This window comes from Mesorhizobium sp. L48C026A00, from assembly GCF_000502375.1.
Classification (GTDB): Bacteria; Pseudomonadota; Alphaproteobacteria; order Rhizobiales; family Rhizobiaceae; genus Mesorhizobium; species Mesorhizobium muleiense.
Map to the genome: position 1 here is coordinate 24,126 of NZ_AYWU01000020.1, position 24,067 is coordinate 48,192.

The following is a 24,067-nucleotide window of genomic DNA, read 5'->3' on the forward strand; positions in this document are numbered from 1 at the left end:
CTGTGAGCCTCGCGTTAACGCGGCCCTTGATGGTGTTGGGCGTACGTTACGAGGTTTTTTGGCTGAACGGTTTAATCGGCGTCGTGTTCTTCATCGCCACCAGCAACATTCTGCTTCCGCCCCTGGTGGCCGTCATTGGCCACGGGGTGTCGGCCTATCTGTGCCAACGCGACATTCACATGTTTCATATTTTCGAGCGCCTTTTTCTGACCAAGCGGGCGATGGGAAACACCTCGTATTGGGGAGCCAGGAGCTATTCTCCGTGAGCGTCAACGCTGATCTGAAATACGGTAAGCAACGCAAAAAAGAGCAGGGCGTGAGTGAACACGTCCCTTTTTTGCGTCATGTGGATGATAACGCATTGGTGACCAAGGCGGGGTTTCTGGCCTGCATCATCCGCATGGGCGGTCTGCCGTTCCAGACGATGGACCAGTCTGAGCTCAACGCCCGGGTCCTGAACCGCAACACCACATTCCGCAATCTCTCGTCGTCGCGCTTTGCCGTCTATGCGACGATCATCCGTCGTCACATCACGCCGGAGATCGAGGGTAGCTTCGACAACCCGTTCGTCGCGGAACTGGACGCGCGTTACATGGAAGCGCTGTCCTCCAAGAACCTGTTCGTCAACGAAGTTTACATGACGGTCATACGCAGGCCGATGGTCGGCAAGATCGGTTGGGTTGACAAGATTTTTGATCAGTTTCGGTTGCAGTCGGCCGGCGAGGAAACCCGCGCCGAAGCACTCAAGGAATTGCACGATGTGACCGACAGTATCGTGCAGGATTTCGGCGCCTATGGGGCGCGCAAGCTCGGGCTGGTCGAGCGCAACGGCAGCGTATTTTCGGAGCCTGCAGAATTTCTAGCCAAGATCCTGGCCGGCGCCGATGAGGTGGAAGTTCCGCTTCCCCGAATGAGTTTGGCTGAGGCAATTCCGATGCGGCAACTGCTGTTCGGGCGCGAGGCGATCGAAATCAAGGGAGCAGAGCCCTCAAGTTCGAAATTGGCCGCGATGATCTCCATGAAGGAGTATCCCCCCTACACAACGCCGGGCGGCCTCGACGGGCTTCTTCGCTTGCCTCATGAGATCATCATTACACAGTCCTTCGCCCTGGAGGACCGCGTTGCCGCAATAGGCCAAATCCGCAAGATCGGTCGACAGGTTATCGGCTCTGATGAAGGGGGCACCTCAGTCGAGCAATCCGTTCACGACGGCATGGACAAGCTGGCGCAAGGCGAAGTCGTGTTCGGCGACCATCATCTTACCGTTTGCGTGGTCGCTCGGTCAGTTCCGGAGCTCAACAAGGCAATTTCCGACGTGCAGTCGGAAATGTCGCGTCTGGCGATCATTCCGGTACGAGAGCGCATGAATATGGAGCCTGCTTTTTGGGCGCAACTGCCCGGGAATTTCAGCTACATCGCGCGCAAGGCATTGATCTCGTCGATGAATTTCGCGGGACTGTTTTCGGGGCATAATTTCCCGTCCGGCCAGAAGGACCGGCTGCATTGGAAACGTCCGATCGCCCTGCTCGAGACGACAAGCCAAACGGCCTACTATTTCAATTTCCATGTCGACGACGTGGGAAATTTCACGGTTTTTGGCCCGACCGGCTGGGGCAAGACCGTGGCGATGTCCTTCCTGCTTGCGCAAAGCATGAGGGTCGAGCCTCAGCCGCGCTGCGTATATTTTGACAAGGATCGCGGCGCGGAAATCTTCGTGCGGGCGCTCGGCGGCCGCTATGAAGTTCTACAGCCCGGTGTTCAAACCGGGTTCGCGCCCCTGCAGCTGGATGACACGCCGGAAAACCGGTCATTTGTCGATACGTTGCTCCAATATCTGCTGAAGCCTGACAACGGCACATTGGAGCCCGCCGAGATCCGCGTGATCGGCGATGCGGTCGACCAGATTTTCAGGATTCCGAAAGAGCGGCGCGTCTTTTCGATGCTGCCGGAGGTTCTGCGCGGTCGTTTGCAACCGGGGATGAACGACCTGACACAACGGCTCGAGCCGTGGCTCGACACGAAGAGCAGAGGCTGGCTCTTCAACAATGCGACCGACCAACTCGACTTCTCGTCGGCGGTGATCGGCTTCGACATGACCAAAATCCTGAACGAGCCGAAAATCCGCACGGCGGCGCTGCTCTATATGTTTTTCCGCATCGACCAGGAGATAAACGGCGATCCGTTCCTGGTATTCCTCGATGAAGGCTGGAAGCTCCTGGATGACGACGTTTTCGTCGAGTTCATCAAGGACCTGTTGAAGACGATCCGAAAGCGCAACGGCGTGGTCGGCTTCGGCACCCAATCCGCGGACGATGTTGCAAAGTCGGCAATCTCGAACACGCTGATTGAGCAAACCTCCACCAACATTTTCTTCCCGAACCCCAAGGCTGATCAGGAATCCTACCGCAGACGGTTCACCTTAACCGCCAAGGAGTTTCGGTTTGTCAGGGAGACGGCGAAGGAAAGCCGCGCGTTTCTTGTGAAGCATGCGTCGGATTCGATCGTCGCCAAACTCGACCTTTCGACGATGCCGGACCTGGTCAAGGTCCTGTCGGGCAACGAAAAGACAGTTCGCGAGTGTGAGGAGCTGCGCAAGCGCTATGGCGAAGAGCCGACCGCGTGGCTCCCCTATTTTTGTGGATGGGAGACGGAAGCGGATGAGCAGGCAGCGTAGAGCCGGCCCGAGGGCCGTATTGTTCGCAACGGCCGTGACGGCGCCGATGCTCATCGCCCCGAGCATTGGTCTAGCACAGATCGCTGTTGAAGACGATCCCAACCTCGTCGAGCGGAAAAAAGATGAGTTCCAGAACGACAGTTCCAATGAGGACAAGACATCTGAAACCGGACAGCGCAAGGCCGTCGTCTGCACCTATTCGAACAAATACCGGAACGAAATGTTTCGGCGCTCGCCGCAACAGGCGCTCGCACGCGATGCGGGCAATGTGTCCCTCATCCGGCACTACGCAAAGAAGTATGGCATTTCGGAAGGATTGGCGCTGTCCGTGTCCTACCAGGAAGCGCGCTTCGACACGTGCGCCGGCAGCCATACTGGCGTGAAAGGCGCGATGCAGCTCACCAAGAGGACGGGCCGCGGCCTCGGCTTCGATCGCGACATCAACGAGCAGAATGTCGAGGGCGGGGTGAAGCTGCTGAGCCAGGCGGTCAAGAAATGCGGCGGAACGAACTACGCATGCCTCGCCTCCTACTACAACGGTTCGACGGCGGCCGAACAGGCCAATTGGGCGGCCGGCGTCGGGCGTTGGCACGGTTATTTCAATGAGTATGCGGGGTCGGGCAAAGCGCCAGCTGCCGCCCCGCCGCCCTTCAGCATCGAGGTTAGCGGCACCGGCGCTGCCGGTGCTGCACAGGCGGGCGGTGTCAATGCCGTCAACAAGACGGCTGCCGGGCTCGAAACAAGCGGCGCGCAGCGATCGCAGTATTCCAGCCTAATCGAGACGTTGGCGGCGGGTGTCGGGACCAAGGAAGAATACATGGACGCTTGGGACGAAAACTCCACGGCGCGCGGTTTGAATGCCGACCTGCTCAACCAGCTAGTCCAGGGCTCCGCAGCGGTGAACGACCTGTTGAACGCCCGTCTTCTGCAGCGCAACACCAAGCTTTCTCAGGTGTCTAAATTCGGCACCAGTGAGGGCACGGAAAACCCCTTCACCTGCGATCCCGTCATCCTGGGCAAGCTGGAAGTGCCGGACCATTTGTGGCCCGGCTGCGCCAAACGCGTCGTGGGACCGGGCGGCGCTGAAGAAAACACACTGGTTCCAAATGCCAACGCGGCGGCGGGTGCTTTGGAAATTATGCAACGCAACGCGCAATAGACTGAAAGGAGCCCCCATTATGAAACGAACTGTTGCAGCATCGTTATTCCTGGTCGCGTCGACTGCGCTCGGGAATGCGCAAATAGCGGTCATCGACGGCGCCAATCTGGATGTCGCGCGAGAGAACGCCGAGAACACCAACTCGATCATGAAGAGCAATGACGACATCCTCGAGAAGTCGAAGGAGATCCTCCAGGCACTTTCCGGGACTCGAAACGGATCGCTCGGCATCGGTCAACAGGGTCTCGGCGGGGGAATGTCGATCGCGTCGGCGCCATCATTCGGATCGGTTCTCAATGGCGGGACGCTTTCCTTTGGCGGGCTTGGAGGTCAGGCACAACAGATCGCCGGCGCCGTGATCAACGGCCTGCAGTTGGTCAAGCAGCTGAAAGCCGTCATCGAGGGTGAGGACCCAGGCACCGTGAACAGCCTTTACAGCGGCAGCGTCAACACCTCGGCACTGCTGGCCGCACTGACGCAGCAAGCGTCCCAAGGCGTGACGACCCGGGAACAATCATTGCAGTCGGCGACCGGCCAGATCGGTCAGGCGGAGAACGTCAAGGGTTCGGTGGACGAAAACACGCGCATGCAGCTGGAAACCGCGCGCTCGATCAATGAGCTGATCGGCGTCCAGAACGGCGCGGTATCAGCCTTCAACGAAGACCTGAAATTCCGGCTGACGCAACAATCTCAGGTACAAAAATTGCTGCAATTCAAAGATGTGAACCCGTTCAAGGATGCCGGTGGTTCGCAGTAGGCGAATGCCTTATGGGGGCGAGTTCGCCGGCACCGGTCCGGGGAACGGTGCCGCCGATCGAGACTCTCACGGCGGGAAAGCTCATGAATTCTAGGGGGTTTTTGGCGCTGATGATCGCCGCGCTGGCAACTGCCTGCGCAAGACCTGGCCGTGAGCTCAAGGCNATGCCTTAGGGGGGCGAGTTCGCCGGCACCGGTCCGGGGAACGGTGCCGCCGATCGAGACTCTCACGGCGGGAAAGCTCATGAATTCTAGGGTGTTTTTGGCGCTGATGATCGCCGCGCTGGCAACTGCCTGCGCAAGACCTGGCCGTGAGCTCAAGGCGCCTTGCGGCCCGATTTCCTCGTATGCGGCCAACGACGAGTGCGGCGAGTTGAAGCCGGCAAACTCGGCATTCGACAAGGTGATGTCGGAATAAGACATGAGCCCCGTTTCGACCATCATCAGCGACCTTCTGAGCGGTGTCGATCAGGCCGGGGCTCGCTTTGTAGAGGTCCTGTACAAGCGCATCGGCCTTTATAGCGAAAACCTGTTCTTCGCGATGCTGCTCCTCTACGTGGTCATTTGGGGTTACATGCAGATTTTCGGCCGCTCGACGGCCTCGCCGCTGGAGGCCGCGTGGCGCCTCGGCCGCGCGATGTTCATCTACTGGATGGTCACGAACTGGGCGCCGTTCTCCGAGACGATCTATACGCTCGTCCAGTCGATCCCGGAAGTTCTGGCCAACCGCATCGTCCAAACGATTTCGTCGACGACCGGCACTCAGGTCTCATCGGTAGATGCTGTGCCGGCAATGTTCGACGCCCTCTACGAAGCGACGTTGCGGGTGGTGCCGGAACTCTACACGTCAGTGTTGACCGATTCTTCGGCGCCCTTCTGGCGATCATCATCATCATTTTTACGCTGCTATTCATCGGCGTTGCCGTAGCGGCGATTATCGCTGCAAAAGTCCTTCTTTTCATCATCCTGGCTCTTGGGCCGGTGTGGATCATCATGGCCCTCTTCAATTATTCCTTCAAATTCACCGAAGGCTTTTTCTCCGTCACTGCGAATTTGGTGGTGCAGCAGTTGCTGATCTACGGCTTCCTGGGTTTCTACTACTACATGGTTCAGCTCTCCGTTTCCGCGATGGAGGGCGGCGCCGGGACCGATATAACCGGCAAGCTTTCTCACGTAATGCCACTCCTGCTGGTCACGCTGGTCGGGTTCTATGTTCTGTTACAAATACCCATCATCGCCGGCATTTTGACCGGGAGCGGACCGATAGGTACCGCCGGAGCCATTCACGGCATCCGGCGGGCGGCAAGGGGAACAGTGGACAACGCAGTTACGCGGCCGACGACGCGGGCTGGCAGTTCGCTTCTTAGGAGATCAGCCGAAGGACGCCCCCGATTTGCGGCTGATGTGGGGAAGGCGAGTATTCAGCGCGAGACGGCCAAAAACGCGTCCTCGCTATAGGGTCCACGGGAGACGGCAGAAAGCGCCGAATTTGTCATCAATCGCTTGCGATCTGATGACGGCGAGAAGCGAGCTTGAAAGCAAGGCTAAATTAAAGTGTCAAACGAACCGACTGAAACTGGCTTGGTCGACCAGCGTTATTACCGGCAAGGCAAATCGTGGGAAGACGACACCCATCGCCGTTTACGGCGATCACGAACATTCGCTTGGCTGCTGACCGGGGTTTTCGGCGCCATCGCGCTTCTCTCACTGGTGGCGCTCGTCCTGCTTTTTCCGCTCAAGCAATACGAACCCTATATGGTCGCTGTCGACAAAACGACAGGCCACCTCGAGATTGCACGAGCCCTGAAACCAGGGGACCTGTCTCAGGATGAAGCGGTCACGGCGGCGAACATCGTGCGCTACATCAGGGCGCGCGAGACCTATGACCCGCGCATGATCAAATCGAATTTCGATCTGGCCCAGCTCTATTCGACCGGAGCAGCTGCCGACGATCTTGTGCGGGAATTTACGCCATCAAATCCGAATTCCAGAGATAAGCGTTATGGGATGGACACGACCATCGCCGTAACGGTGAAGTCGGTTTCGTTCCTGAATCGCACGACAGCCACGGTCCGCCTTTCGACCGAGGAAAAGCGGCAGAACACAACCCGGCATGAGCACTGGGTGGCGGTTATCAAATTCCGCTACACCAGCACGCCGCTCAAAAATGAGTATCGGTTCGATAATCCATTAGGCTTCCAGGTTACGGAATACCGGCGTGACCAGGAATCGCTGCCCGACGCTGCGCCGGCCGACAGGACGGTACAATGAGGCGGCGCCTGAAAACGGTGGCGCTGTCGGCTGTACTTTGCTTGGCGTTGTCGGTCCCGGCGCTCTCGCGCGACAGCCGGATTCGCTACGTCACCTTCAACAACGACAATGTCGTGACGGTCCAGGCGGCGATCGGCGTCTCGACGATGATCCAGCTGAGCCCGACCGAGGTTATCGAAACGATATCGGCCGGCGACACGATCGGTTGGTCGATCGTGCCGAAGAAGGGATCGGGCATCCTGTTCGTCAAGCCGCTAGTCGAAAAGGCCGAGACCAACGTCAACATCGTCACCAACAAGCGGGTCTATTCCCTGCTCCTGGTCGGCTCGCGCGAACCGTCGCTCAGGGCATCGTTTCATGTTCGCTTCAAATACCCTGACGAGGACGTGAACGCGCGACTCCTTGCCCAGGCCGAAGAAAGCGCCCGCAATCCATCGCTGAAAAACATCGATCCGTCGATGTTGAACTACGACTATGCCTATCGCGGTGATGACGCGCTCAAACCGCGAGTCGTGTTCGATGACGGAACGAAAATGTTCCTGCAATTCACGGGCGACGTGCCGGCGATCTTTGTTGTCGAAGCCAAAGGCCGTGAGTCTCTGGTGAACCTGCGCACCGAAGGCGAATACATGATCGTCGACAAGGTTGCGCAGCAATTCACCCTGCGCGCCGGCGACAAGACGTTGTGCCTCTACAACCGTCAATCTCCATCGCAGCGCATGCCGGATCCGATTGGAGACATTTATGGCCCGTCGAAACTCGACAAGAAGAGCGAGCGCGGGCAGTTCGATCAGAGGAGCCGCTGATGTCGAACATAGATTATCATGAGCTCGACGGTGGTAGTCCCGTTGCCCGGCGAAGTGCAGGTTTGGGCACGAAACTCGGCGTCGCCGGCATCGGGCTGCTTCTGGCCGGTGGCCTGTTGTATATCAATTGGCCGAGCGGGCCGTCCGACCGGAACGCGACATCGAACGAGGACGAAGCTTTCGAGACCTCGACTTTTCAGCCGCGCGAGCCGGCGACGCCGGTGACGGCATTGCCCCCGCAAGACCAGATTGTCATTCCGCCTCCTCAGACACCGCCGCCGCAACAGTCGGCCGACGTCGACCAGACGGTCGCGCCAGGCGTCGATCTCGAGGAGCAGCGCCGTTTGCTTGAACAGCAAATGCGCGAAGCCGAGGCCCGCCGGCTAGCCGAAGAAGAGGCCCGTCGCCGGGAGGAAGAGGCCCGGTTGGCGGAGGAGGCACGCAAGCGCAAGGAGCAAGAAGAAAAGGCGCTGTGGGAGCGTCTTCGTTCGAACCAGATCGTCACCGACGGCGAACAGGACGCCCCGGCGGGCGAAGCGGGCGCGGCGATCGCCGGCGACGGGCAGCTCGTTCCTGTTCCCGGGGCAGACCTGGACCCCAACAAGGCGTTCCTCGCCCAGGCTGAAGTAAGTCGGAACGCCAAGGCGACGGCGACAAAGAACAACCGTACGGACGCCCTGATTGCCGAGGGCACCATGATCCGCGGTTTTCTTGAAACGGCGATCAACACTGACCTGCCCGGCATGGTACGGGCCATCGTTCGCGAGGATGTCTATTCGCTTGACGGCCGCCGCGTGTTGATCCCGAAGGGGTCGCGGCTGACAGGCGAATACAAGTCCGGCATTGCTCGCGGCCAAACGCGCGTTTTTATCGTCTGGAACCGGATGATCCGGTCCGACGGCGTGTCGGTCAACATCGGTTCGCCTGGCGCTGACAGCCTTGGCCGTGGTGGCATGGCCGGTCGTGTCGATCGGCACTGGCTGGAGCGCTTCGGCTCGGCGATCGTGCTGTCGATCGTTGGCGGTGCGGCGGAATACCTTTCGGCGCTCGCCGACCCTAGCGGCGGCCGGCGCCAAGAGACCATTACCCGTGTCGATCCTATCACCGGCGAGGTGACAACGATCACGATCGATCCGGAGAGGACGGAAGAGGAAGCCCGCCAGATCGCGATCGAACGCTCCGCAAGCACAATGACCGAACTGGCCAAGGAGGCTTTCGAGGATTCGCGCAACGTCCCGCCGACGATCTATGTCGACCAAGGTACGTCAGTGATCGTTTTTGTGCGGCGCGATCTCGATTTTTCGGAGCTCTACGCCGATCCGGTCCAGCAAGAGCTGGCGAGGCTGAAACGCGGCGGCAAGCCGCGTGTCGCGATCGACCCTGTTCCCCTCTACATGACGCCGAAGGACAATTGGTTTCCGGCAGCACCCCCGGTGACCAAATGAACATGATCAAACACCCGGCCGTCGCTTCGCCGGCCGCATCGTCGAGCCCCTATGCCAAGTTCCCCATTCTGGAAATGGAACTGGAACCGCTTCACGAACTGCTACGGCAGGACGATGTTTCCGAGCTTTCCGTCAACAGGCCGGGCGAAATCTTTGTCGAGCGGCTTGGCGCCAAGGAAATGGAGCGGATCGCTGACGCCAGACTGACCGAGAAATGGATTCGCAACCTCGCAACACTCGTCGCCAGCTCGACCAATCAACAGGTGAATGAAGAAAAGCCGATCCTGTCGGCGGCACTCCCCAGCGGCGAGCGCATTCAATTCGTACTGCCGCCGGCGGCACCGGACGGCGGCGCGATTTCGATCCGCAAGCAGGTCATCATGGATATGACCGTCGACGACTACGCCAAGCGCGGCGCCTTCGAAGAAACGCGCATGGGCAATGAGCTCGGCTTGTCGGAAGAGGAAACGGAACTGGTTGAGCTGATCGGCGGCTCTGATCCGATGAAATTCCTGGAGCATGCGGTCAAGAATCGCGTGTCGATCGTTGTTTCGGGCGGCACTTCGACCGGCAAGACGACCTTCTTGAACGCCTTGCTGAAGTTAATTCCTTCGAGCGAACGGATCATCACGATCGAGGATACGCGCGAGCTGAAGCCCGTCACGCCGAATACGGTCGCCCTGCTCTCCTCCAAAGGCGACCAAGGCTTGGCGAAGGTCGACGCGCAAAGCCTCCTCGAGGCGTCGTTGCGGATGCGACCGGACCGGCTGCTGCTCGGCGAATTGCGCGGCGCGGAAGCGTTTTCCTTTCTGCAGGCGATCAACACCGGACATCCCGGATCCTTGACGACCGTGCATGCCAATTCGGCGCGCGCCGCCTACGAGCGCCTGGCGCTGATGGTCATGCAAGGCGGCGTGAAACTCTCGCGCGACGAGATCATGGATTACCTGAAAGAGGTGATCCCGATCGTCGTCCAGCTCGCGCGTCGGGATGCCGGCCGGCGCGTCGTTAGCGAGATCAAATTCACAAAGGCCGAACGCCTCGGCTGATCTGAGAAGGCGAGAAATGAGGGCGTGATGGTGCAGGTCATCAAGGGATTGGTCGTGACGCTCATGGTCGTGGCCGTGGGCGTTGTTTTTTTCGCCATCGCCTATGCCGGCGTCCATTGGTACGAAACGGGTTCCTTCGCCCTGACCCAGTCTCTCGACCGGGATCCTTTTGCCACGCTGCGCCGCGCCTACGCCGACGTCGTCATTCTCGGCCGCTATCAGCAGGCGCTTTATGCGGCCGGCCTGGCGCTGATTGGCGTGATGGTGCTGGCTGTCATGACCGTGGTGATGACGCGCAAGGCGACGAATGACGCCAAGTTTCTTAGCTTGGCGGAAGTCAATCGGGCCGGCTTGACGAAACGCGGCGGCGTCTACATCGGCCGCGTGGGCGGCAGCCTCGTGAACGTCATCGGCGCGTTCACCCAACGCGGTTCCAACAAGAGGCACTTGACCAAGCCGAAGTTCATAGGCGGAAAAAAGCTGTGGGTCGATGGCGACGACGTCGGCGGCTTCGTCGTCGGGCCGCCGCGATCAGGCAAGGGTGCCGCACTGGTCATCCCGAATGCCCTGCTCTGGCCGGATTCGCTCGTCGTACTGGACATGCGGGGCGAGACCTATCAGGCGACAGCGGGCTATCGTTCGACCTTTTCCAAGGTCATCCGGTTCTCGCCGGCGGACGAAAAAGGCGAGACGGAATGCTACAATCCGCTCGATTTCATCAGCCTGGACAGCGACCAGCGCGACATCGACATCCGCAACATCGCCGCCGCGCTCTTTCCCCGCCCGACGACGGGCGAAACCTATTGGGTCGACGACGGTCGCATGCTCTTTGCCGGCGTGATCTCCTACGTCATGGAGACGCCCCGCATCCAGGACAGCCAGCGAACGCTGCGCCAGGCGCTCCGCATCATGAATGGCGCCGACCGGCCGTTCCTGGAATGGATTCAGGCACTCCGCGGCGAGGAAGCGAGGGAACTTTCCGACTACACGCTACAGATGCTCGCCAGCTACGCCGACATGTCGGACAAGCAGTTTTCCGGCCTATTCGGCAGCGTGAGAACGGGCCTAAACCCGTTTATGAACGAGCGGCTTTTGCGCGCGACCGACAAAAGCACGTTCGACATCCGCAATCTCAAGCGCGAAAAGGTCTCGCTCTATCTCGACTTCCGTATCGAGCAAATCCGCTCGATCGGCCCATTGTTCAATGTCCTGATCACGCAGCTGATGAACTATATGGCGAAAGAGGTGCCCGGGCGGGGTGAGCATCGCGTCCTGATCTTGCTCGATGAGTTCCAGAACCTCGGGAAACTCGAGAATGTCATGGAAGCGGCCACCATCCTCGGCGGCTATGGCGTGCCGACCTGGTTCTTTGTCCAGTCGCTCAAGTCGGTGGACACCATCTACCGCGAGGAAGGCCGCAAGACGCTGGTCAACTCCGCGCGGGTCCAGGTGTTTTTCGGCGCGCAGGACGCCGAAGACCTGAAATACATTTCCGACACCCTGGGCGAGCGCACCGAAGTCCAGAAGGATGTCAGCAAGACCCAAGCGACGATGTTCGACATGCATCACGCGCGCACTGTCCACGTGAAGGAGGTCCGTCGGCCCTTGATGCGCCCCGACGAGATCCGCACCATGAGCCGCAACAAGTGCATCATCCTTCCACGCGGCTCGCATGCGATATTCGGCACGCGCAACTTCTATTTTGCCGACTCTGAGCTGTCGAAACGTGCCTGGATGCCGATTCCGGCCTTCAAAGCGTCGGCCGCCAAGGTGGACACGGAGCCGGACGACGGCCGGAAAGCAGCACCACAACCAAGCGCTGGTTTTAGCGATATGTTGGTTCCGCCGCGGTTGGCGCGCGCGAGTCAAGAGGCGCCGGCATTAACGCGGCCGCGCGGTGCCGTTTTCGCGGCCAAGGCCGGCAGGCGCCCTCCCCCACCAACGCGCCCGGTCACCGTGACGACCCACATTGCAGCGCACCCTAAACCATTAACCAGTCGGCCAATCCTGCCCCGGAACGAGCCAGACCTATCCGCGATTACGCGCGCCGCCGGACGAAACGACGCTGTATCGACTGAAGCCCAGGCGAAGATTGCGGAGGCGATCAGCCGGGTGGCGAAGGTCGCCGGGAAAGCGGCCAATAAATCGGAAGCAGACGCCGGCTTGCGCGATCTCGAGGCAGCCTTGCAGGGCGTTGAATAGTCAAGACCTATAAAGTCAGTGCGGCGCGCCGCCTTGAAAAAGATACGACATCCGGTCGTCGTCATCCAGCGCCGCGCCAGGTGGGTTTCCCAAGCCCTGTGTGCCCGCTCCGGTTCGCGGTCAGAACTATAGAGGAGCAACGACAGCAATTGCGTCATCGTTTGGAAAACTGACATTCCGATCCGCGTCAGCTTCCTGTCGCCGCGCGCAGGCGCCGGAATTCGAGCGTGGGCAAGCCGCCCCAGCCCCAATTGTCAGTGTCGACCTCATCGATGATGACAAAGGTCGATTCCAAGGGCTTGTTCAGTACGTCGGCAAGAAGCTGGCTGGCGCCCTTGATCAGCGCTGCCTTCTCCTCGGCTGTGACGGATGCCGTTCCCGATTTCGTGCCCTCGCGGGTCACCTGGATGGTAACGATCGGCATGGTGCCTCCTCGGAAAATGGATCGCTCGTTGGGTTCGCTTAATGGCCGGCGCTCTGGCCGCCATCCACATGCAGGATTTCACCGGTCACGAAGGACGCCGACTCTAAGTAGAGGATGGACTCGACGATGTCGGCGATCTCACCCATGCGTCCGACTGGATGAAGGGCGCCAAGCGCCTCGTGCGTCTCGAGCGGATGCATCGGCGTCTTGATGACACCCGGCGAGACTGCGTTCACCCGGATGCCGCGGCTCGCATATTCGATGGCGAGCGATCTGGTCACGGCGCTCAAGCCGCCCTTGGTCAGCGCGGCGAGCGCCGCCGGCAAGGCCGCGTTCGGATGGGCGACCAGGCTCGTCGTGACCTGCACAATATGGCCGCTGCCACGTTTCTGCATCTCGGCGACGGCGAGCTGCGTGATGTGGAAAAACCCGGCGATGTTGACGCCCAGCACCGCAGCGAAATCCTCGCCGGTGTAGCCGGTGAACGGCTTGGAGATGAAGATGCCGGCGTTGTTGACGAGCGTGTCAATCCGCCCGAACCGATCCATCCCTGCGGCGATTACGCGCTCGGCCGTCTCGGGTTCCGCGATATCGCCGGCTATGGCCAAAATGTCGTCATCATCAGACCGGTCAATCGAACGCGCCGTTGCGATGACCCGGTAACCCAAGCCTCGATACCCTTTTACTAGTGCCGCACCGATACCGCGCGACGCGCCGGTGATGACGGCGACTTTTTGTTCGTTGCCCAAAGTAATTCTCCTTCCGGCTGCTCTGTATCTGTTCACTTTGAATGTAATACGAGAGATGCGAAGTCGATTGTACGATGGTGTTGTCGATACCTTTGGATCGGTGAGGGCGACGAGTTTGTTCACGGGTGTTGCGCACGAACACGCTTCGAGTCGCGTAATCGAGTCACGGGCCTGCAGTTGAAAAGGTAGGCTGATAATGAGCCAGACGCCCGCGGCGTCTGCCACTAGTGCGCATAGTTGAGCCTTGCGGCCATATTCACCAGATCTGGAAGAGAGCGGGCCTTCATCTTTCGCATGACCTGGCCCCTGTGAGCCTTCACTGTAGTCTCGCTTATGCCGAGTTCAAAACCCACTTGCTTGTTCAGCAGGCCGGAGACGACCAGAGCCATGACCTCCTGCTCGCGGCAACTGAGCGATGCATGGCGATCTTGCAGCGCACGCACCTCAAAATTAAACTCAAGCGCGGTTCTGCTGCGCTCCAGCGCCTCCTTGACGGCGCTCAGCAGCGTGTCGGCGTGGAATGGTTTCATCAGGAACTCAACAGCGCCTGCTTTCATCGCCTTGACAGTCATAGCCACATCGCCGAACCCCGTGACGAAGACGATCGGCGTATCCGTCCACTCGGCAGAGACGAGTTTTTGCAGATCAAGCCCGCTGATATCGGGAAGATTGACATCTAGGATCAAGCAATTCGGAACATTAGGTCGCGGGTGAGAGAAGAATGCCAGAGCGGACTCGAAAGCTTTCGGGCACCAGCCCGCAGAAAGGATGAGCGATTCCAGCGACAAGCGGACCGATACGTCGTCGTCGACCACGAAAACGACCGGTTGATCTTGCGACGACATAGATGACCCCGCGTCAGCAGTTTGCGCCAACTCCATGCCTTGGAAGAAGTCGTTGACAGCTTCCCGCTTGGGCCAGCGGGTCGCCGCCAGGCGCCGACGCAAATTTACAAGCGTCTCTTCTGAAAGGTTGATGCGAGAGAGAGGAATCGCGTCACCTCCCTGAGCCGCGCCTACCCGCGCGTGTGCGGTGCGTTCGGCTGGTTTGGCAGGAAGGCCGAAAGCGCTGGCGGCTTCCCTTATCGCGAGGACGTTTCGCCGCTTGGCTTCGAAAAGGTTATCCATTGCGTGGCTCCTGAGTTCGGCGTTCGGTAGCCCGGCGGGGAGCAAAAGGTGTCCATGTTGCAGCACTGCAAGTCGCGGAGCTGCGGGCAACGCTTAGTTGCAGTCCGTCCTAGTGACTCATTTCGACCCTCGTCAAGTAATGTGCTGCGATCCTAAGATTCTGTGCTGGATTTGCTATCCAACGATCGGAAGGCGTGCTCATATCAAAGTATGAGTTGGATAGCGCAGATCGCCGCTTTCTGTCGCGCTATGACGACGCAAAGTCTCGGAGCGATAGCTTCGATGAGAACCATGAGTGTTATTCAGGTTTACGGGGCAGCGCTTGGCCCGAGGCAACTCAGGAATAAAATCCCGCGTAGGTAGCGCAGATCGTTGTTGGCACCGTAACCTCGGTCGGAAGCCCGGTGCAAGCGGGTGCCCAGCTGCGCGATCGAATAGGCTCCGTCACACTTTCGTTGATGCACGCCCAGAGTTCTGACATGCTAACCCAGCGATGCCGCTCCCCTCGGACCAAAAATCCATTGTTCACGTGGTCGACGATGACGCGTCGATGCGAGAAGCGTTGCATGGCCTGTTCCTTTCGATAGGGCTCGAAACGCGGACATATGCATCCGCACAGGATTTCCTCGCCACGGCCGTTCCAGATTCCCCGGGCTGCCTTATTATTGATGTCCGGTTGCCTGACATGAACGGGCTGGATTTTCAGGCGCAGCTATCACAGACGGGTGTTCAGTTGCCGGTCGTGATGATGACCGGATATGGCGACATTCCCATGTCAGTTCGCGCCATGAAGCGCGGTGCAGTGGACTTTCTCCCAAAGCCTTTCAAAGATCAGGACATGCTCGATGCCGTGTTGGCGGCCATAGAACGCGACCGGCAGCGGCGCGCCCTAGACGGCGATGTTTCAAAAGTGCGGGAGCGGTTTGGAACACTGTCGCCACGGGAGCAGCAGGTAATGCTACTGGTCACGGAGGGAAAGATGAACAAGCAGGTGGCCGGCGACCTCGGAATCAGCGAGATCACCGCCAAAATTCATCGCGGCGCGGTCATGCGCAAGATGGGTGTGAGGACCTTGGCGGACCTGATCCGGATGGCCGACGTAATCAACCCCAGGCGGCGGCCGTAAGCGCCGGGGTAACACTCCCGTATAGGTTCCTTACAACGGCATACATGCCAGAATTGCGATCCTACTATTCGCCTGGTGCAAATCCGGGGAAAGGACGATGTGTCAAGAGAGCTCCTAATTGCGGTTGTCGATGATGACGAATCATTCCGCATGGCTCTCGTCGACAGCCTTCGTTCGCTCGGCTATGGGGCACGCGGATTTGCATCCGCGGAGGACTTCAGCGCCTGGGAAGCGGACGCGTCATGCAACTGTGTCATCACTGACATTCACATGCCGGGCATGAGCGGGCTTGATCTTGCCCGGCAACTCACAACGCGTCGTCGCGGGGTGCCTGTAGTGATGGTCACCGCACGTTCAGACTTGGGCCTCGACGCTCGTGCGGCCGCAACTGGCGCAATCTGCCTGCTTCGAAAACCGTTCAAAACGGACGCGGTGATCGACTGTCTCAAAAAGGCCCTAAAGGCCTGATGGTCCGCCGGGACTTGAGAAGAAGGGCCGGCAAGCTACGCAATATTTAGGCACGGTCCCAGATCGGCTTGTCACTGCTCGATCCCTGGCGCATTCTCACGAAGGCTACTAAGACATCCGGAACGGACCCTCAATCCAATGACGGAAAGCAGGGACTCAGCGTTGGCGCCGGCCTCGCGCATCACCCAGCCGCTGGTCCTGGCGAACATCCCCCCAAGTCCCGGTCAAGGCCGAATTGCGCGCGCTTTTCTGCTGGCCCTGCTCGTCATACTTCTCGGCACATGGCCCTTTGCGGCCATCCGCCTGCCCGAAGTCGACGCGTTCGTACCAACTCTTGCCGCCGCCCTGTTTGTCAGCGACTGCGTGACCGCCGCGCTTCTGTTTGCCCAATTCTCCATTTTGCGTCAATGGGCACTCCTGGTGATTGCGAACGGCTATCTGTTCAGTGCCTTGATCGTGATTGCACATGCGCTGACGTTCCCGGGAGCGTTCACGCCGACCGGCGTCCTGGGCTCGGGATTGCAATCCGCCGTTTGGCTCTACTGGTTTTGGCACGCAGGGCTGCCCATCTCGATCATCGGCTATGCGCTGCTCAAAGATACGGATCGAGTGGCCGATGCCCGGGTCACGCGACGTGCCATCAGTTTGAGCGTCGTGGGCGTTTTTGCCCTCGTCATTGGATTGTTCTTGTTCGTTACGCACTTTGAACACTTGCTGCCGATACTTTTTGTAGACGTTCGTCCGCTCAGTCTCTTTCGTCGCACCATCGGCGGGATGGTGGTCCTGGCGCTGGGCGGAATTGCTCTTTGGTTGCTGTGGCCGCGACAGCGTTCCTTACTCGACCAGTGGCTTATCGTCGCTTTGTGCGCGCTCCTGCTTGAAGTGGCCTTGGCTTCCGTGTTGAGTGCCGGCCGCTACAATCTTGCATGGTATGCCGGCCGCTTTTATCAACTCGTGACAGCCACAGTTGTGATGGTGGTGTTGCTTGCAGAGATGACACGGCTGTATGCGAGCCTCGCTCGTTCGAACGCTATGCTGCAACATGAGCGCAAGAGGCTGCAGCGGGCCATCGATGCGCAGCACCGCGAGCGCGATGCCCGATTGATGACCGGCGATGCCGTTGCCGCCACGATTGCACACGAGGTCAAGCAGCCCCTTGCTGCTATGATAACGAGATCCGAAACCGGTTTACGATGGCTCGATCGCGCGGTTCCCGAACTACACATGGCGAGAACGGAGTTCATGAAGATCGCCGCTGATGGGCACCGCGCCGCCGCGGTTATCGAGAGCATCCGGGCAAACTTCCGGAAGGATGAACGCGTCAGAGCTTCGTTTGACGTCGACAACCTAATTGAAGAAGCCATCTCATTGTTCGAGGACGATCTGAAAAGTCACCGAATATTGGTCAAGGTTGAGCGAAGCGCGCGGCCGCTGCGGGTGATCGGGGATCGAATTCAGTTGCAGCAGGTGCTCCTCAATCTGATCACGAATGCGATTGAGGCCATGATCACAGTGGATGGTCCGCGCGAGCTCGCCGTCAGTTCCAGTCTTAGCGACGATGGCGATGTAATGATTTCGGTAGCTGACACAGGCATGGGCATCGCCGCGCAGGACCTGCAGAGGGTTTTCGATCCGCTCTTCACCACCAAATCTCGCGGGATGGGAATGGGCCTATCGATCTGCCGTTCGATTGTCCAAGCGCACGACGGTATGCTCTGGGTTTCGCCCAACGCACCAAGGGGCTCAATTTTTCAATTTGTTTTAGGTGCCAAGACCGCATGATCCGTCGGCACGGTGTGAGGCCTCGAGACCAAGCGCCATTTGATGATCACTCCGGAGTCGTCGCGCATCGGACTGCATTGGAGGCGGAACCAACGGTACTGCCCGTCTAAGCGTCGTACGTGCTTCCATTTCGCCGGGCTCGCCGGACGCAGAATTAATCGCCAGCGTTTTGAGGATTGAGTGCGGCCTCCACCCACCCGTCAAGCTTCGTCGAGCCGCACCCCGGTGTATCGGGCCGCCAGACTCGAATGACAAATTCGATCTGCTCGTCAGGCACCCCAATCCACGCTATGGCCGGCAACGCATCCAAAACGCCGACCGAAACCGAACCCCGTTGCCGTGCTTTCGCGTGTGTTAGCGTGGAGGCGATCCTGCGACGACGATGCGACGTCCATTGTGTCTTGGTGTCGGCTTTCAGACGTGCACTGTTCTCGGGCCGCCACCAATACAAAGGTATCGCCGACACCATCGTGCAATAGATTTGCGTCCGCTGTTGGTCGATCTGTGTGTCGCATCCCCGAGTGGAAAGAAACACACAGGAGGACGTTATGTCAGCACTTTCGATCTTGCCCACACGGCGCGAACTACTTGCCGCCTCAGCCGCTGTCGGCGCCCTCACCCTGCTCCCCGGAGGGCTACGCGCGGCGGGAGCCAGCTATTCAATCCGCCCCTTCACTGTCGACATCCCGCAGGAGGAGATCACCGAGCTTCGCCAGCGGATTGCCGCGACACAGTGGCCCGATCGCGAAACGGTTGCCGATTCATCGCAGGGCGTCCAGCTCGCGACCATTCAGAAGCTCGCGCAATATTGGGCGACGGATTACGACTGGCGCAAAGGGGAGGCCAAGCTCAATGCCTACCCGCAATTCATCACCGAGATCGACGGGCTGGACATCCATTTCATTCACGTCCGTTCGAAGCATGAAAATGCGTTGCCGCTGATCGTTACGCACGGATGGCCCGGCTCGATCATCGAGCAGCTGAAGATAATTGATCCGCTGACCAATCCCACGGCGCATGGCGCTAACGCATCCGACGCGTTCGATGTGGTGATCCCGTCGATGCCCGGCTACGGGTTTTCAGGCAAGCCGACCACGACCGGCTGGGGCCCCGAGCGCATGGGCCGAGCCTGGGCAGAATTGATGAAGCGCCTCGGTTATACCCGCTACGTCGCCCAGGGCGGCGACTGGGGTGCATTCGTCGTCGACCAGATGGGCTTGCAGGCGCCTGCGGGATTGCTCGGCATCCACACCAACATGCCCGCCACCGTTCCAGCCGACATCGACAAGGCTGCTCAGGCAGGCGCCCCGCCGCCGTCTGGTCTCTCGGCCGATGAAAAACATGCGTACGAGCAGCTCGTCGCGACATTCAAGCAGGTCGCCTATGCAAGGCTGATGGCGTCGCGCCCGCAGACCTTGTACGGCATTGCGGACTCGCCAGTCGGCTTGGCGGCCTGGCTTCTCGACCACAATGATGCCGGTGGCCAGCCGGCCGCGGCGGTCGCCGCGGCTCTGGATCGGACCACGAGCGCCACCGGTGAACTGACGCGCGACGAAATCCTCGACAATGTCACGCTCTACTGGGTGACGAACACGGGCGTGTCGGCGTCGCGACTCTACTGGGAGTACAAGGGCGGCTTTTTCAATGCCAAGGGAGTCTCCATCCCGGTCGCAGTGAGCGTGTTCCCCGGCGAACAATATCAGGCTCCGCGTAGCTGGACCCAGCAGGCCTACCCCAAGCTGATCTACTACAACAAGGTCGACAAGGGCGGCCACTTCGCGGCCTGGGAGCAGCCGCTGCTTTTCGCCGCCGAGCTCAGGGCCGGCTTCCGGCCGCTGCGCCACGAAATCTGAAGCGAGCGGGACTTAGCGCCCCGCTCTCCTCCCGAGGCGCGGACCGGGTCATTCGAGCCCGGTCCGCCCGTCAACTCACGCGCTTACCGACACACAGAGGGCGTCATGTCAGCAATATCGCTATTCCCCACAAAGCACGAACTGATTGCGGCCACGGCTGCCGCTGGGGTCGTCGGGCTACTCCCCGGAGTAGTACGGGCTGCGGGCACTGGCGCTCCAATCCGCCCATTCACCGTCGACATCCCGCAGGAGGACATAACTGAGCTTCGCCGGCGCATCGCGGCGACGCGGTGGCCTGATCGCGAAACGGTCAACGACCGCTCGCAGGGTATACAACTTGCGAAAATGCAGGAGATCGTCCGCTACTGGGGGACCGAGTACGACTGGCGCAAGGCAGAGGCCAAGCTGAACGCCCGCCCGCAGTTCATGACCGAGATCGACGGGCTCGACATTCACTTCATTCACGTTCGCTCGAAGCACGCCAATGCTCTGCCGCTGATCATGACGCATGGCTGGCCTGGCTCCGTGTTCGAGTTGCTCAATACCGTCGGCCCGCTCACGAATCCAATCGCGCACGGCGGAAGCCCGGAGGACGCTTTCGACCTAGTCATGCCCTCGATGCCGGGTTACGGCTTCTCTCGCAAGCCAACGGGCACGGGTTGGAATCCAGACCGCATCGCCCGTGCCTGGGCCGAACTCATGGAGCGCTTGGGATACACCTACTACGTCGCCCAGGGAGGCGACTGGGGTGCTCCCGTTTCCAGCGCGATGGCGCGCCATGCGCCGAGGGGGTTGCTCGGCATCCACATCAACCTGCCGGCAACGATACCGCCCGAGATCGCCGCGGTGCTCGCCGGCGGCGGGCCTGCCCCGGCGGGACTCTCCGAAAAGGAGCGCGCGGCGTTCAGCTCACTTGAAACCTTCTACAAAAAATACCGGGCGTACGCTGCAATGATGGGCTCGCGGCCGCAAACAATCGGCTACCCGTTGACGGATTCTCCGGCCGGGCTCGCGGCATGGATGTACGACTACAACAACGGTGAGCCCGAGCGCCTGCTCAGCAAGGACGAAATGCTGGACGACGTTACGCTGTACTGGCTGACGAACAGCGCGACAACGTCGGCGCGGCTCTACTGGGAGACAATGGGCCAAAGCGTCCTTCTCGCGGCCGCGCAAAAGACGGCCGAAATCTCGCTCCCGGTGGCCATCACGGTGTTTCCGGAGGAGGTCTATCGAGCGCCCGAGACATGGGCCCGGCGCGCCTATCGCAACCTGATCTACTTCAACGAGGTGAACAACGGCGGACACTTCGCTGCCTGGGAGGAGCCAGAACTCTTCTCAGCCGAACTGCGCGCGGCCTTCAGGTCACTTCGGCAGCCGCACTGATCACTTAGGTTTCCATTCGCGATTCGAAAGGATGTCCACATGAAAATAACTGGAATTATCGTGGCAGCAGTGCTCATCGCCGGAAGCGGTTTGACGCTGCACGTAGCGCAGTCGCAGCAGCCAGGAGTCAAGCGCACCGATCTGCTGCGGCACGATTTGGACGTTTCGGGTCGCGAAGTGATCCAGGTGCGCGTCGACTTCGCCCACGGGGTGGCGTTCCCCCCGCACAGCCATCCCGGCGAAGAAATCGCCTACGTCATCGAAGGCCTGCTCGAATACCGAGTCGAAGGCAAGCCACCGGTGACACTCAAGCCCGGTGAGGCCTTATTCATCCCCGCCGGAGCGATCCACGCGGCGAGGAATGTAGGCAGCGGCAACGCGGCCGAACTCGCCACGTACATCGTCGAAAAAGGTAAGCCGCTCGTGGTGCTGGGTTTGGTAGCGCCCGGTAACTGACCGGAAGCGAAAGCCTGAACGTGCCGAGACAACCAATGGAGAAAAAGGAGATCATCATGAACCAGACTGTGATTGAAAGAGATGTTGCACCTTCCGCAGGAACGGTCGACATGAAGCTCGAAGTCGTTGTTATCCCTGTTTCAGACGTCGATCGCGCCAAGCGCTTCTACGGCGACCTGGGCTGGCGGCTCGACGCCGACTTCATCGTCGGGGATGAATTTCGGGGCATACAGTTCACGCCTCCCGGCTCGCCTGCCTCGATCCACTTCGGCAAGGGGATCCCTTCAGCCGCCCCAGGCTCGGCAACCGGACTCTATCTCGTCGTCTCGGACATTCAGGCGGCGCGCGCCGACCTCGTAGGTCGTGGTGTCGAAGTGAGCGAAGTGTTCCACCGTGCCGGTCCGGGAAAGCCGGCCATTAGCGGCCCGGATCCGGAGCGGCGCAGCTACTTCACCTACGCCACGTTCAACGATCCGGACGGCAACGAATGGCTGTTGCAGGAGGTCACCACCCGGTTCCCGGGGCGGATCGATTCGAACACGACGAGCTTCGCCTCCGTATCGGATCTGGCGAGCGCGTTCAGGCGCGCGTCGGCCGCTCACGGCGAACATGAGGCGCGCAACGGCGGCCAGCGCGATGAGAACTGGCCGGATTGGTACGCCGAATACATGGTGGCGGAGCAGGCCGGCAAGCCGCTGCCGGTTTGAGCGGCCAAGTCATCGTCAAGAGCTGCACAGTCCTTGTTCCGTCAAGGGCTGTGCGGCCACACAGCGAACGCCGTCACCTGATGGCACGAAGGTGCGGCGATGCAGCCTCACTTCAAGGTCGAACGCATGTCTTCTTTAATGTAAATTCAACTATCGGAATCAACCCGCTTAGGCCGCCAATCAATACAAAAGTATTGGCGATACCATCGTGCAATAGATTTGTTTCCCCAACATTTGAACTCTGTCTCTGCATCCAAACAGTCGGGTAAACAATGGAGGACATCATGTCAGCAGCATCACTATCACCGACACGGCGTGAATTGCTTGCGGCCGCGGCTGTCGTTGGGGGCGTCAACATGCTGCCCGGGACGTTGTTCGCGGCGGCTGGCGGTGATTCAATCCACCCTTTCACCGTCAGCTTCCCGCAAGAGGAGATCGACGATCTACGCCGACGCATCGCTGCCACGCGTTGGCCCGAGCGCGAGTTGGTCTCCGACGCAGCTTCTCGGCGGATCTGGTCGTCCTCACCGGAAGGTGAAACACAAGGCGTGCAACTTGGCACGATGCAGAAACTCATCGAGTACTGGGGAACCGAGTACGATTGGAGCAAGTGCGAGGCGCATCTGAAATCGCTGCCGCATTTCATCACCGAGATCGACGGCCTCGACATCCATTTCATCCACGTGAAGTCCAAGCATCAGGGTGCGTTGCCGGTCATCATCACGCACGGCTGGCCCGGTTCGGTCATCGAGCTGCTTAAGGTTATCAATCCGCTCACGAACCCCACGGAGCATGGTGGAACCGAAGCCGATGCGTTCGACGTGGTGATCCCGTCGATGCCGGGCTACGGCTTTTCCGGCAAGCCGACTGAACCCGGTTGGGATCCGATTCGCATCGCGAAAGCGTGGACCGTGCTGATGAAGCGCCTGGGCTATAACCAGTTTGTCGCACAGGGCGGCGACTGGGGGGCTCTCATCACCGAACAGATGGCTCTGATGGCGCCTCCCGAGTTGATCGCCATCCACACCAATATGCCAGCGACCATTCCGCCCGAGATTGTGAAGGCGCTTGCCGCCGGCAACCCGCCTCCCGCCGATCTCGGACCCGACGAAAAGCGTGCTTACGAACAGGTCGCCTTTTTCTACAAATTCGGCCTGGGGTACGCCAACGAGATGGCGCTTCGACCGCAGACGCTCTACGGGACCGTCGATTCGCCGGCCGGTTTGGCGTCATGGATTCTCGACCACGACGCGGACAGCTATGCACTGATCGCCCGCTCCTTCGATGGGGAGCCGGAGGGCCTCACCCGTGACGACATCCTCGACAACATCACGCTCTATTGGTTGACGAACACGGCCGTCTCATCAGCCCAACTCTATTGGGAACACCGGCGAACGGCGACGGCGGGCTTCTTTGACGCCAAAGGCGTCACCATTCCCGTCGGCGTCAGCGCGTACCCGAGCGAAATCTACACCGCGCCGAAGAGCTGGACCGAGCGCGCGTTCCCGAAGCTCCTGCATTACGGCCGTCCGCCCAAGGGCTGCCATTTCGCGGCATGGGAACAGCCGAAGTACTTCACCGATGAGGTGCGCGCTTCATTCAAGACGTTGCGGACGTGAGGTTGGGC

Annotated in this window: 23 protein-coding genes and 1 pseudogene; 20 read left to right on the plus strand and 4 right to left on the minus strand. The window is 60.0% G+C overall.

The genetic code is table 11. The annotated features are described in order from the left end of the window. Positions 1-29: 29 nt before the first annotated feature. The 12 genes from X738_RS89195 to X738_RS69305 all read left to right on the plus strand — a co-directional run bounded on the left by X738_RS89195 (position 30) and on the right by X738_RS69305 (position 12,362). A complete protein-coding gene (locus tag X738_RS89195) occupies positions 30-266 on the plus strand; it encodes a VirB3 family type IV secretion system protein (protein WP_373420455.1) in 237 nt (78 codons plus the stop codon). Continuing rightward, positions 263-2,674, plus strand: a complete 2,412-nt coding sequence (locus tag X738_RS69260; protein WP_023801658.1) for a VirB4 family type IV secretion/conjugal transfer ATPase — start codon at positions 263-265, stop codon at positions 2,672-2,674. The genes X738_RS89195 and X738_RS69260 overlap by 4 nt, the downstream gene beginning before the upstream one ends. 19 nt (positions 2,675-2,693) lie before the next feature. Next, positions 2,694-3,833, plus strand: coding sequence for a transglycosylase SLT domain-containing protein (locus X738_RS69265; protein WP_023801659.1), 1,140 nt, complete (start codon positions 2,694-2,696; stop codon positions 3,831-3,833). A gap of 19 nt (positions 3,834-3,852) precedes the next feature. Further along, positions 3,853-4,590 carry a type IV secretion system protein gene (locus X738_RS69270; protein WP_023801660.1) on the plus strand — a complete coding sequence of 246 codons (738 nt, stop codon included), beginning with the start codon at positions 3,853-3,855 and terminating at the stop codon, positions 4,588-4,590. Positions 4,591-4,833: 243 nt separating this feature from the next. Continuing rightward, positions 4,834-5,007 (plus strand): hypothetical protein, encoded by a 174-nt coding sequence (locus X738_RS85075; protein ID WP_023801662.1) that lies wholly within the window; start codon positions 4,834-4,836, stop codon positions 5,005-5,007. Positions 5,008-5,010: 3 nt separating this feature from the next. After that, on the plus strand, positions 5,011-5,517 hold the full coding sequence (locus X738_RS88475; RefSeq protein WP_023801663.1) for a type IV secretion system protein: 507 nt from the start codon (positions 5,011-5,013) through the stop codon (positions 5,515-5,517). Further along, positions 5,493-6,047, plus strand: a complete 555-nt coding sequence (locus tag X738_RS88480; RefSeq protein WP_280810830.1) for a type IV secretion system protein — start codon at positions 5,493-5,495, stop codon at positions 6,045-6,047. The genes X738_RS88475 and X738_RS88480 overlap by 25 nt, the downstream gene beginning before the upstream one ends. Positions 6,048-6,170: 123 nt before the next feature. Beyond that, the gene (locus X738_RS69285) at positions 6,171-6,860 is read left to right on the plus strand and encodes a virB8 family protein (RefSeq protein ID WP_023801665.1); all 690 of its coding nucleotides are present in this window, start codon (positions 6,171-6,173) and stop codon (positions 6,858-6,860) included. Beyond that, positions 6,857-7,666: a TrbG/VirB9 family P-type conjugative transfer protein gene (locus tag X738_RS69290; protein WP_023801666.1), complete on the plus strand. Its 810-nt coding sequence runs from the start codon at positions 6,857-6,859 to the stop codon at positions 7,664-7,666. Before X738_RS69285 ends, X738_RS69290 begins: the two co-directional genes overlap by 4 nt. After that, complete coding sequence (virB10, locus tag X738_RS69295; protein WP_084833833.1) at positions 7,666-9,111, plus strand: type IV secretion system protein VirB10; 1,446 nt, start codon at positions 7,666-7,668, stop codon at positions 9,109-9,111. The genes X738_RS69290 and virB10 overlap by 1 nt, the downstream gene beginning before the upstream one ends. Further along, positions 9,108-10,160 carry a P-type DNA transfer ATPase VirB11 gene (virB11, locus tag X738_RS69300; RefSeq protein ID WP_023801668.1) on the plus strand — a complete coding sequence of 351 codons (1,053 nt, stop codon included), beginning with the start codon at positions 9,108-9,110 and terminating at the stop codon, positions 10,158-10,160. Before virB10 ends, virB11 begins: the two co-directional genes overlap by 4 nt. A gap of 27 nt (positions 10,161-10,187) precedes the next feature. Then, positions 10,188-12,362: a type IV secretory system conjugative DNA transfer family protein gene (locus tag X738_RS69305; RefSeq protein WP_023801669.1), complete on the plus strand. Its 2,175-nt coding sequence runs from the start codon at positions 10,188-10,190 to the stop codon at positions 12,360-12,362. Positions 12,363-12,377: 15 nt separating this feature from the next. On the opposite strand, the pseudogene X738_RS87400 reads toward X738_RS69305, so the two are convergent. The 4 genes and pseudogenes from X738_RS87400 to X738_RS0142845 form a co-directional block, all read right to left on the minus strand. Then, positions 12,378-12,481, minus strand: a pseudogene (locus X738_RS87400) (DUF2285 domain-containing protein); the annotation flags it as partial. A gap of 68 nt (positions 12,482-12,549) precedes the next feature. Further along, complete coding sequence (locus X738_RS69310) at positions 12,550-12,786, minus strand: tautomerase family protein (protein ID WP_023801670.1); 237 nt, start codon at positions 12,784-12,786, stop codon at positions 12,550-12,552. Between the two features lie 38 nt (positions 12,787-12,824). Continuing rightward, entirely contained in the window at positions 12,825-13,535 is a 711-nt protein-coding gene (locus X738_RS69315; protein ID WP_023801671.1) for an SDR family NAD(P)-dependent oxidoreductase, read from the minus strand. Between the two features lie 224 nt (positions 13,536-13,759). Then, positions 13,760-14,662 (minus strand): response regulator transcription factor, encoded by a 903-nt coding sequence (locus tag X738_RS0142845; RefSeq protein ID WP_023801672.1) that lies wholly within the window; start codon positions 14,660-14,662, stop codon positions 13,760-13,762. A gap of 493 nt (positions 14,663-15,155) precedes the next feature. Here X738_RS0142845 and X738_RS69320 point away from each other — a divergent pair, with 493 nt between their 5' ends. The 8 genes from X738_RS69320 to X738_RS69355 all read left to right on the plus strand — a co-directional run bounded on the left by X738_RS69320 (position 15,156) and on the right by X738_RS69355 (position 24,059). Beyond that, positions 15,156-15,788 (plus strand): response regulator transcription factor, encoded by a 633-nt coding sequence (locus X738_RS69320; RefSeq protein ID WP_023801673.1) that lies wholly within the window; start codon positions 15,156-15,158, stop codon positions 15,786-15,788. A gap of 99 nt (positions 15,789-15,887) precedes the next feature. Further along, positions 15,888-16,256 (plus strand): response regulator transcription factor, encoded by a 369-nt coding sequence (locus X738_RS69325; RefSeq protein WP_023801674.1) that lies wholly within the window; start codon positions 15,888-15,890, stop codon positions 16,254-16,256. A gap of 162 nt (positions 16,257-16,418) precedes the next feature. Then, positions 16,419-18,038 (plus strand): MASE4 domain-containing protein, encoded by a 1,620-nt coding sequence (locus X738_RS69330; protein WP_023801675.1) that lies wholly within the window; start codon positions 16,419-16,421, stop codon positions 18,036-18,038. 548 nt (positions 18,039-18,586) lie between these two features. After that, complete coding sequence (locus X738_RS69335) at positions 18,587-19,891, plus strand: epoxide hydrolase family protein (RefSeq protein WP_023801676.1); 1,305 nt, start codon at positions 18,587-18,589, stop codon at positions 19,889-19,891. A gap of 105 nt (positions 19,892-19,996) precedes the next feature. Beyond that, entirely contained in the window at positions 19,997-21,277 is a 1,281-nt protein-coding gene (locus X738_RS69340) for an epoxide hydrolase family protein (RefSeq protein WP_031255868.1), read from the plus strand. Positions 21,278-21,316: 39 nt separating this feature from the next. Further along, on the plus strand, positions 21,317-21,733 hold the full coding sequence (locus X738_RS69345) for a cupin domain-containing protein (protein ID WP_031255870.1): 417 nt from the start codon (positions 21,317-21,319) through the stop codon (positions 21,731-21,733). Between the two features lie 56 nt (positions 21,734-21,789). Then, positions 21,790-22,440 carry a VOC family protein gene (locus tag X738_RS69350; RefSeq protein WP_031255871.1) on the plus strand — a complete coding sequence of 217 codons (651 nt, stop codon included), beginning with the start codon at positions 21,790-21,792 and terminating at the stop codon, positions 22,438-22,440. Positions 22,441-22,724: 284 nt separating this feature from the next. Next, complete coding sequence (locus tag X738_RS69355) at positions 22,725-24,059, plus strand: epoxide hydrolase family protein (protein WP_031255873.1); 1,335 nt, start codon at positions 22,725-22,727, stop codon at positions 24,057-24,059. Positions 24,060-24,067: the final 8 nt, after the last annotated feature.

What these genes read in the sequence shown, in the direction of transcription:
- X738_RS89195 (WP_373420455.1), top strand. Translation starts at nt 30, where the DNA reads ATGGTGTTGGGCGTACGTTACGAGGTTTTTTGGCTGAACGGTTTAATC.
- X738_RS69270 (WP_023801660.1), top strand. Translation starts at nt 3,853, where the DNA reads ATGAAACGAACTGTTGCAGCATCGTTATTCCTGGTCGCGTCGACTGCG.
- X738_RS85075 (WP_023801662.1), top strand. Translation starts at nt 4,834, where the DNA reads ATGAATTCTAGGGTGTTTTTGGCGCTGATGATCGCCGCGCTGGCAACT.
- X738_RS88475 (WP_023801663.1), top strand. Translation starts at nt 5,011, where the DNA reads ATGAGCCCCGTTTCGACCATCATCAGCGACCTTCTGAGCGGTGTCGAT.
- X738_RS69290 (WP_023801666.1), top strand. Translation starts at nt 6,857, where the DNA reads ATGAGGCGGCGCCTGAAAACGGTGGCGCTGTCGGCTGTACTTTGCTTG.
- virB10 (WP_084833833.1), top strand. Translation starts at nt 7,666, where the DNA reads ATGTCGAACATAGATTATCATGAGCTCGACGGTGGTAGTCCCGTTGCC.
- virB11 (WP_023801668.1), top strand. Translation starts at nt 9,108, where the DNA reads ATGAACATGATCAAACACCCGGCCGTCGCTTCGCCGGCCGCATCGTCG.
- X738_RS69305 (WP_023801669.1), top strand. Translation starts at nt 10,188, where the DNA reads ATGGTGCAGGTCATCAAGGGATTGGTCGTGACGCTCATGGTCGTGGCC.
- X738_RS69310 (WP_023801670.1), bottom strand. Translation starts at nt 12,786, where the DNA reads ATGCCGATCGTTACCATCCAGGTGACCCGCGAGGGCACGAAATCGGGA.
- X738_RS0142845 (WP_023801672.1), bottom strand. Translation starts at nt 14,662, where the DNA reads ATGGATAACCTTTTCGAAGCCAAGCGGCGAAACGTCCTCGCGATAAGG.
- X738_RS69320 (WP_023801673.1), top strand. Translation starts at nt 15,156, where the DNA reads ATGCCGCTCCCCTCGGACCAAAAATCCATTGTTCACGTGGTCGACGAT.
- X738_RS69335 (WP_023801676.1), top strand. Translation starts at nt 18,587, where the DNA reads ATGTCAGCACTTTCGATCTTGCCCACACGGCGCGAACTACTTGCCGCC.
- X738_RS69340 (WP_031255868.1), top strand. Translation starts at nt 19,997, where the DNA reads ATGTCAGCAATATCGCTATTCCCCACAAAGCACGAACTGATTGCGGCC.
- X738_RS69345 (WP_031255870.1), top strand. Translation starts at nt 21,317, where the DNA reads ATGAAAATAACTGGAATTATCGTGGCAGCAGTGCTCATCGCCGGAAGC.
- X738_RS69350 (WP_031255871.1), top strand. Translation starts at nt 21,790, where the DNA reads ATGAACCAGACTGTGATTGAAAGAGATGTTGCACCTTCCGCAGGAACG.
- X738_RS69355 (WP_031255873.1), top strand. Translation starts at nt 22,725, where the DNA reads ATGTCAGCAGCATCACTATCACCGACACGGCGTGAATTGCTTGCGGCC.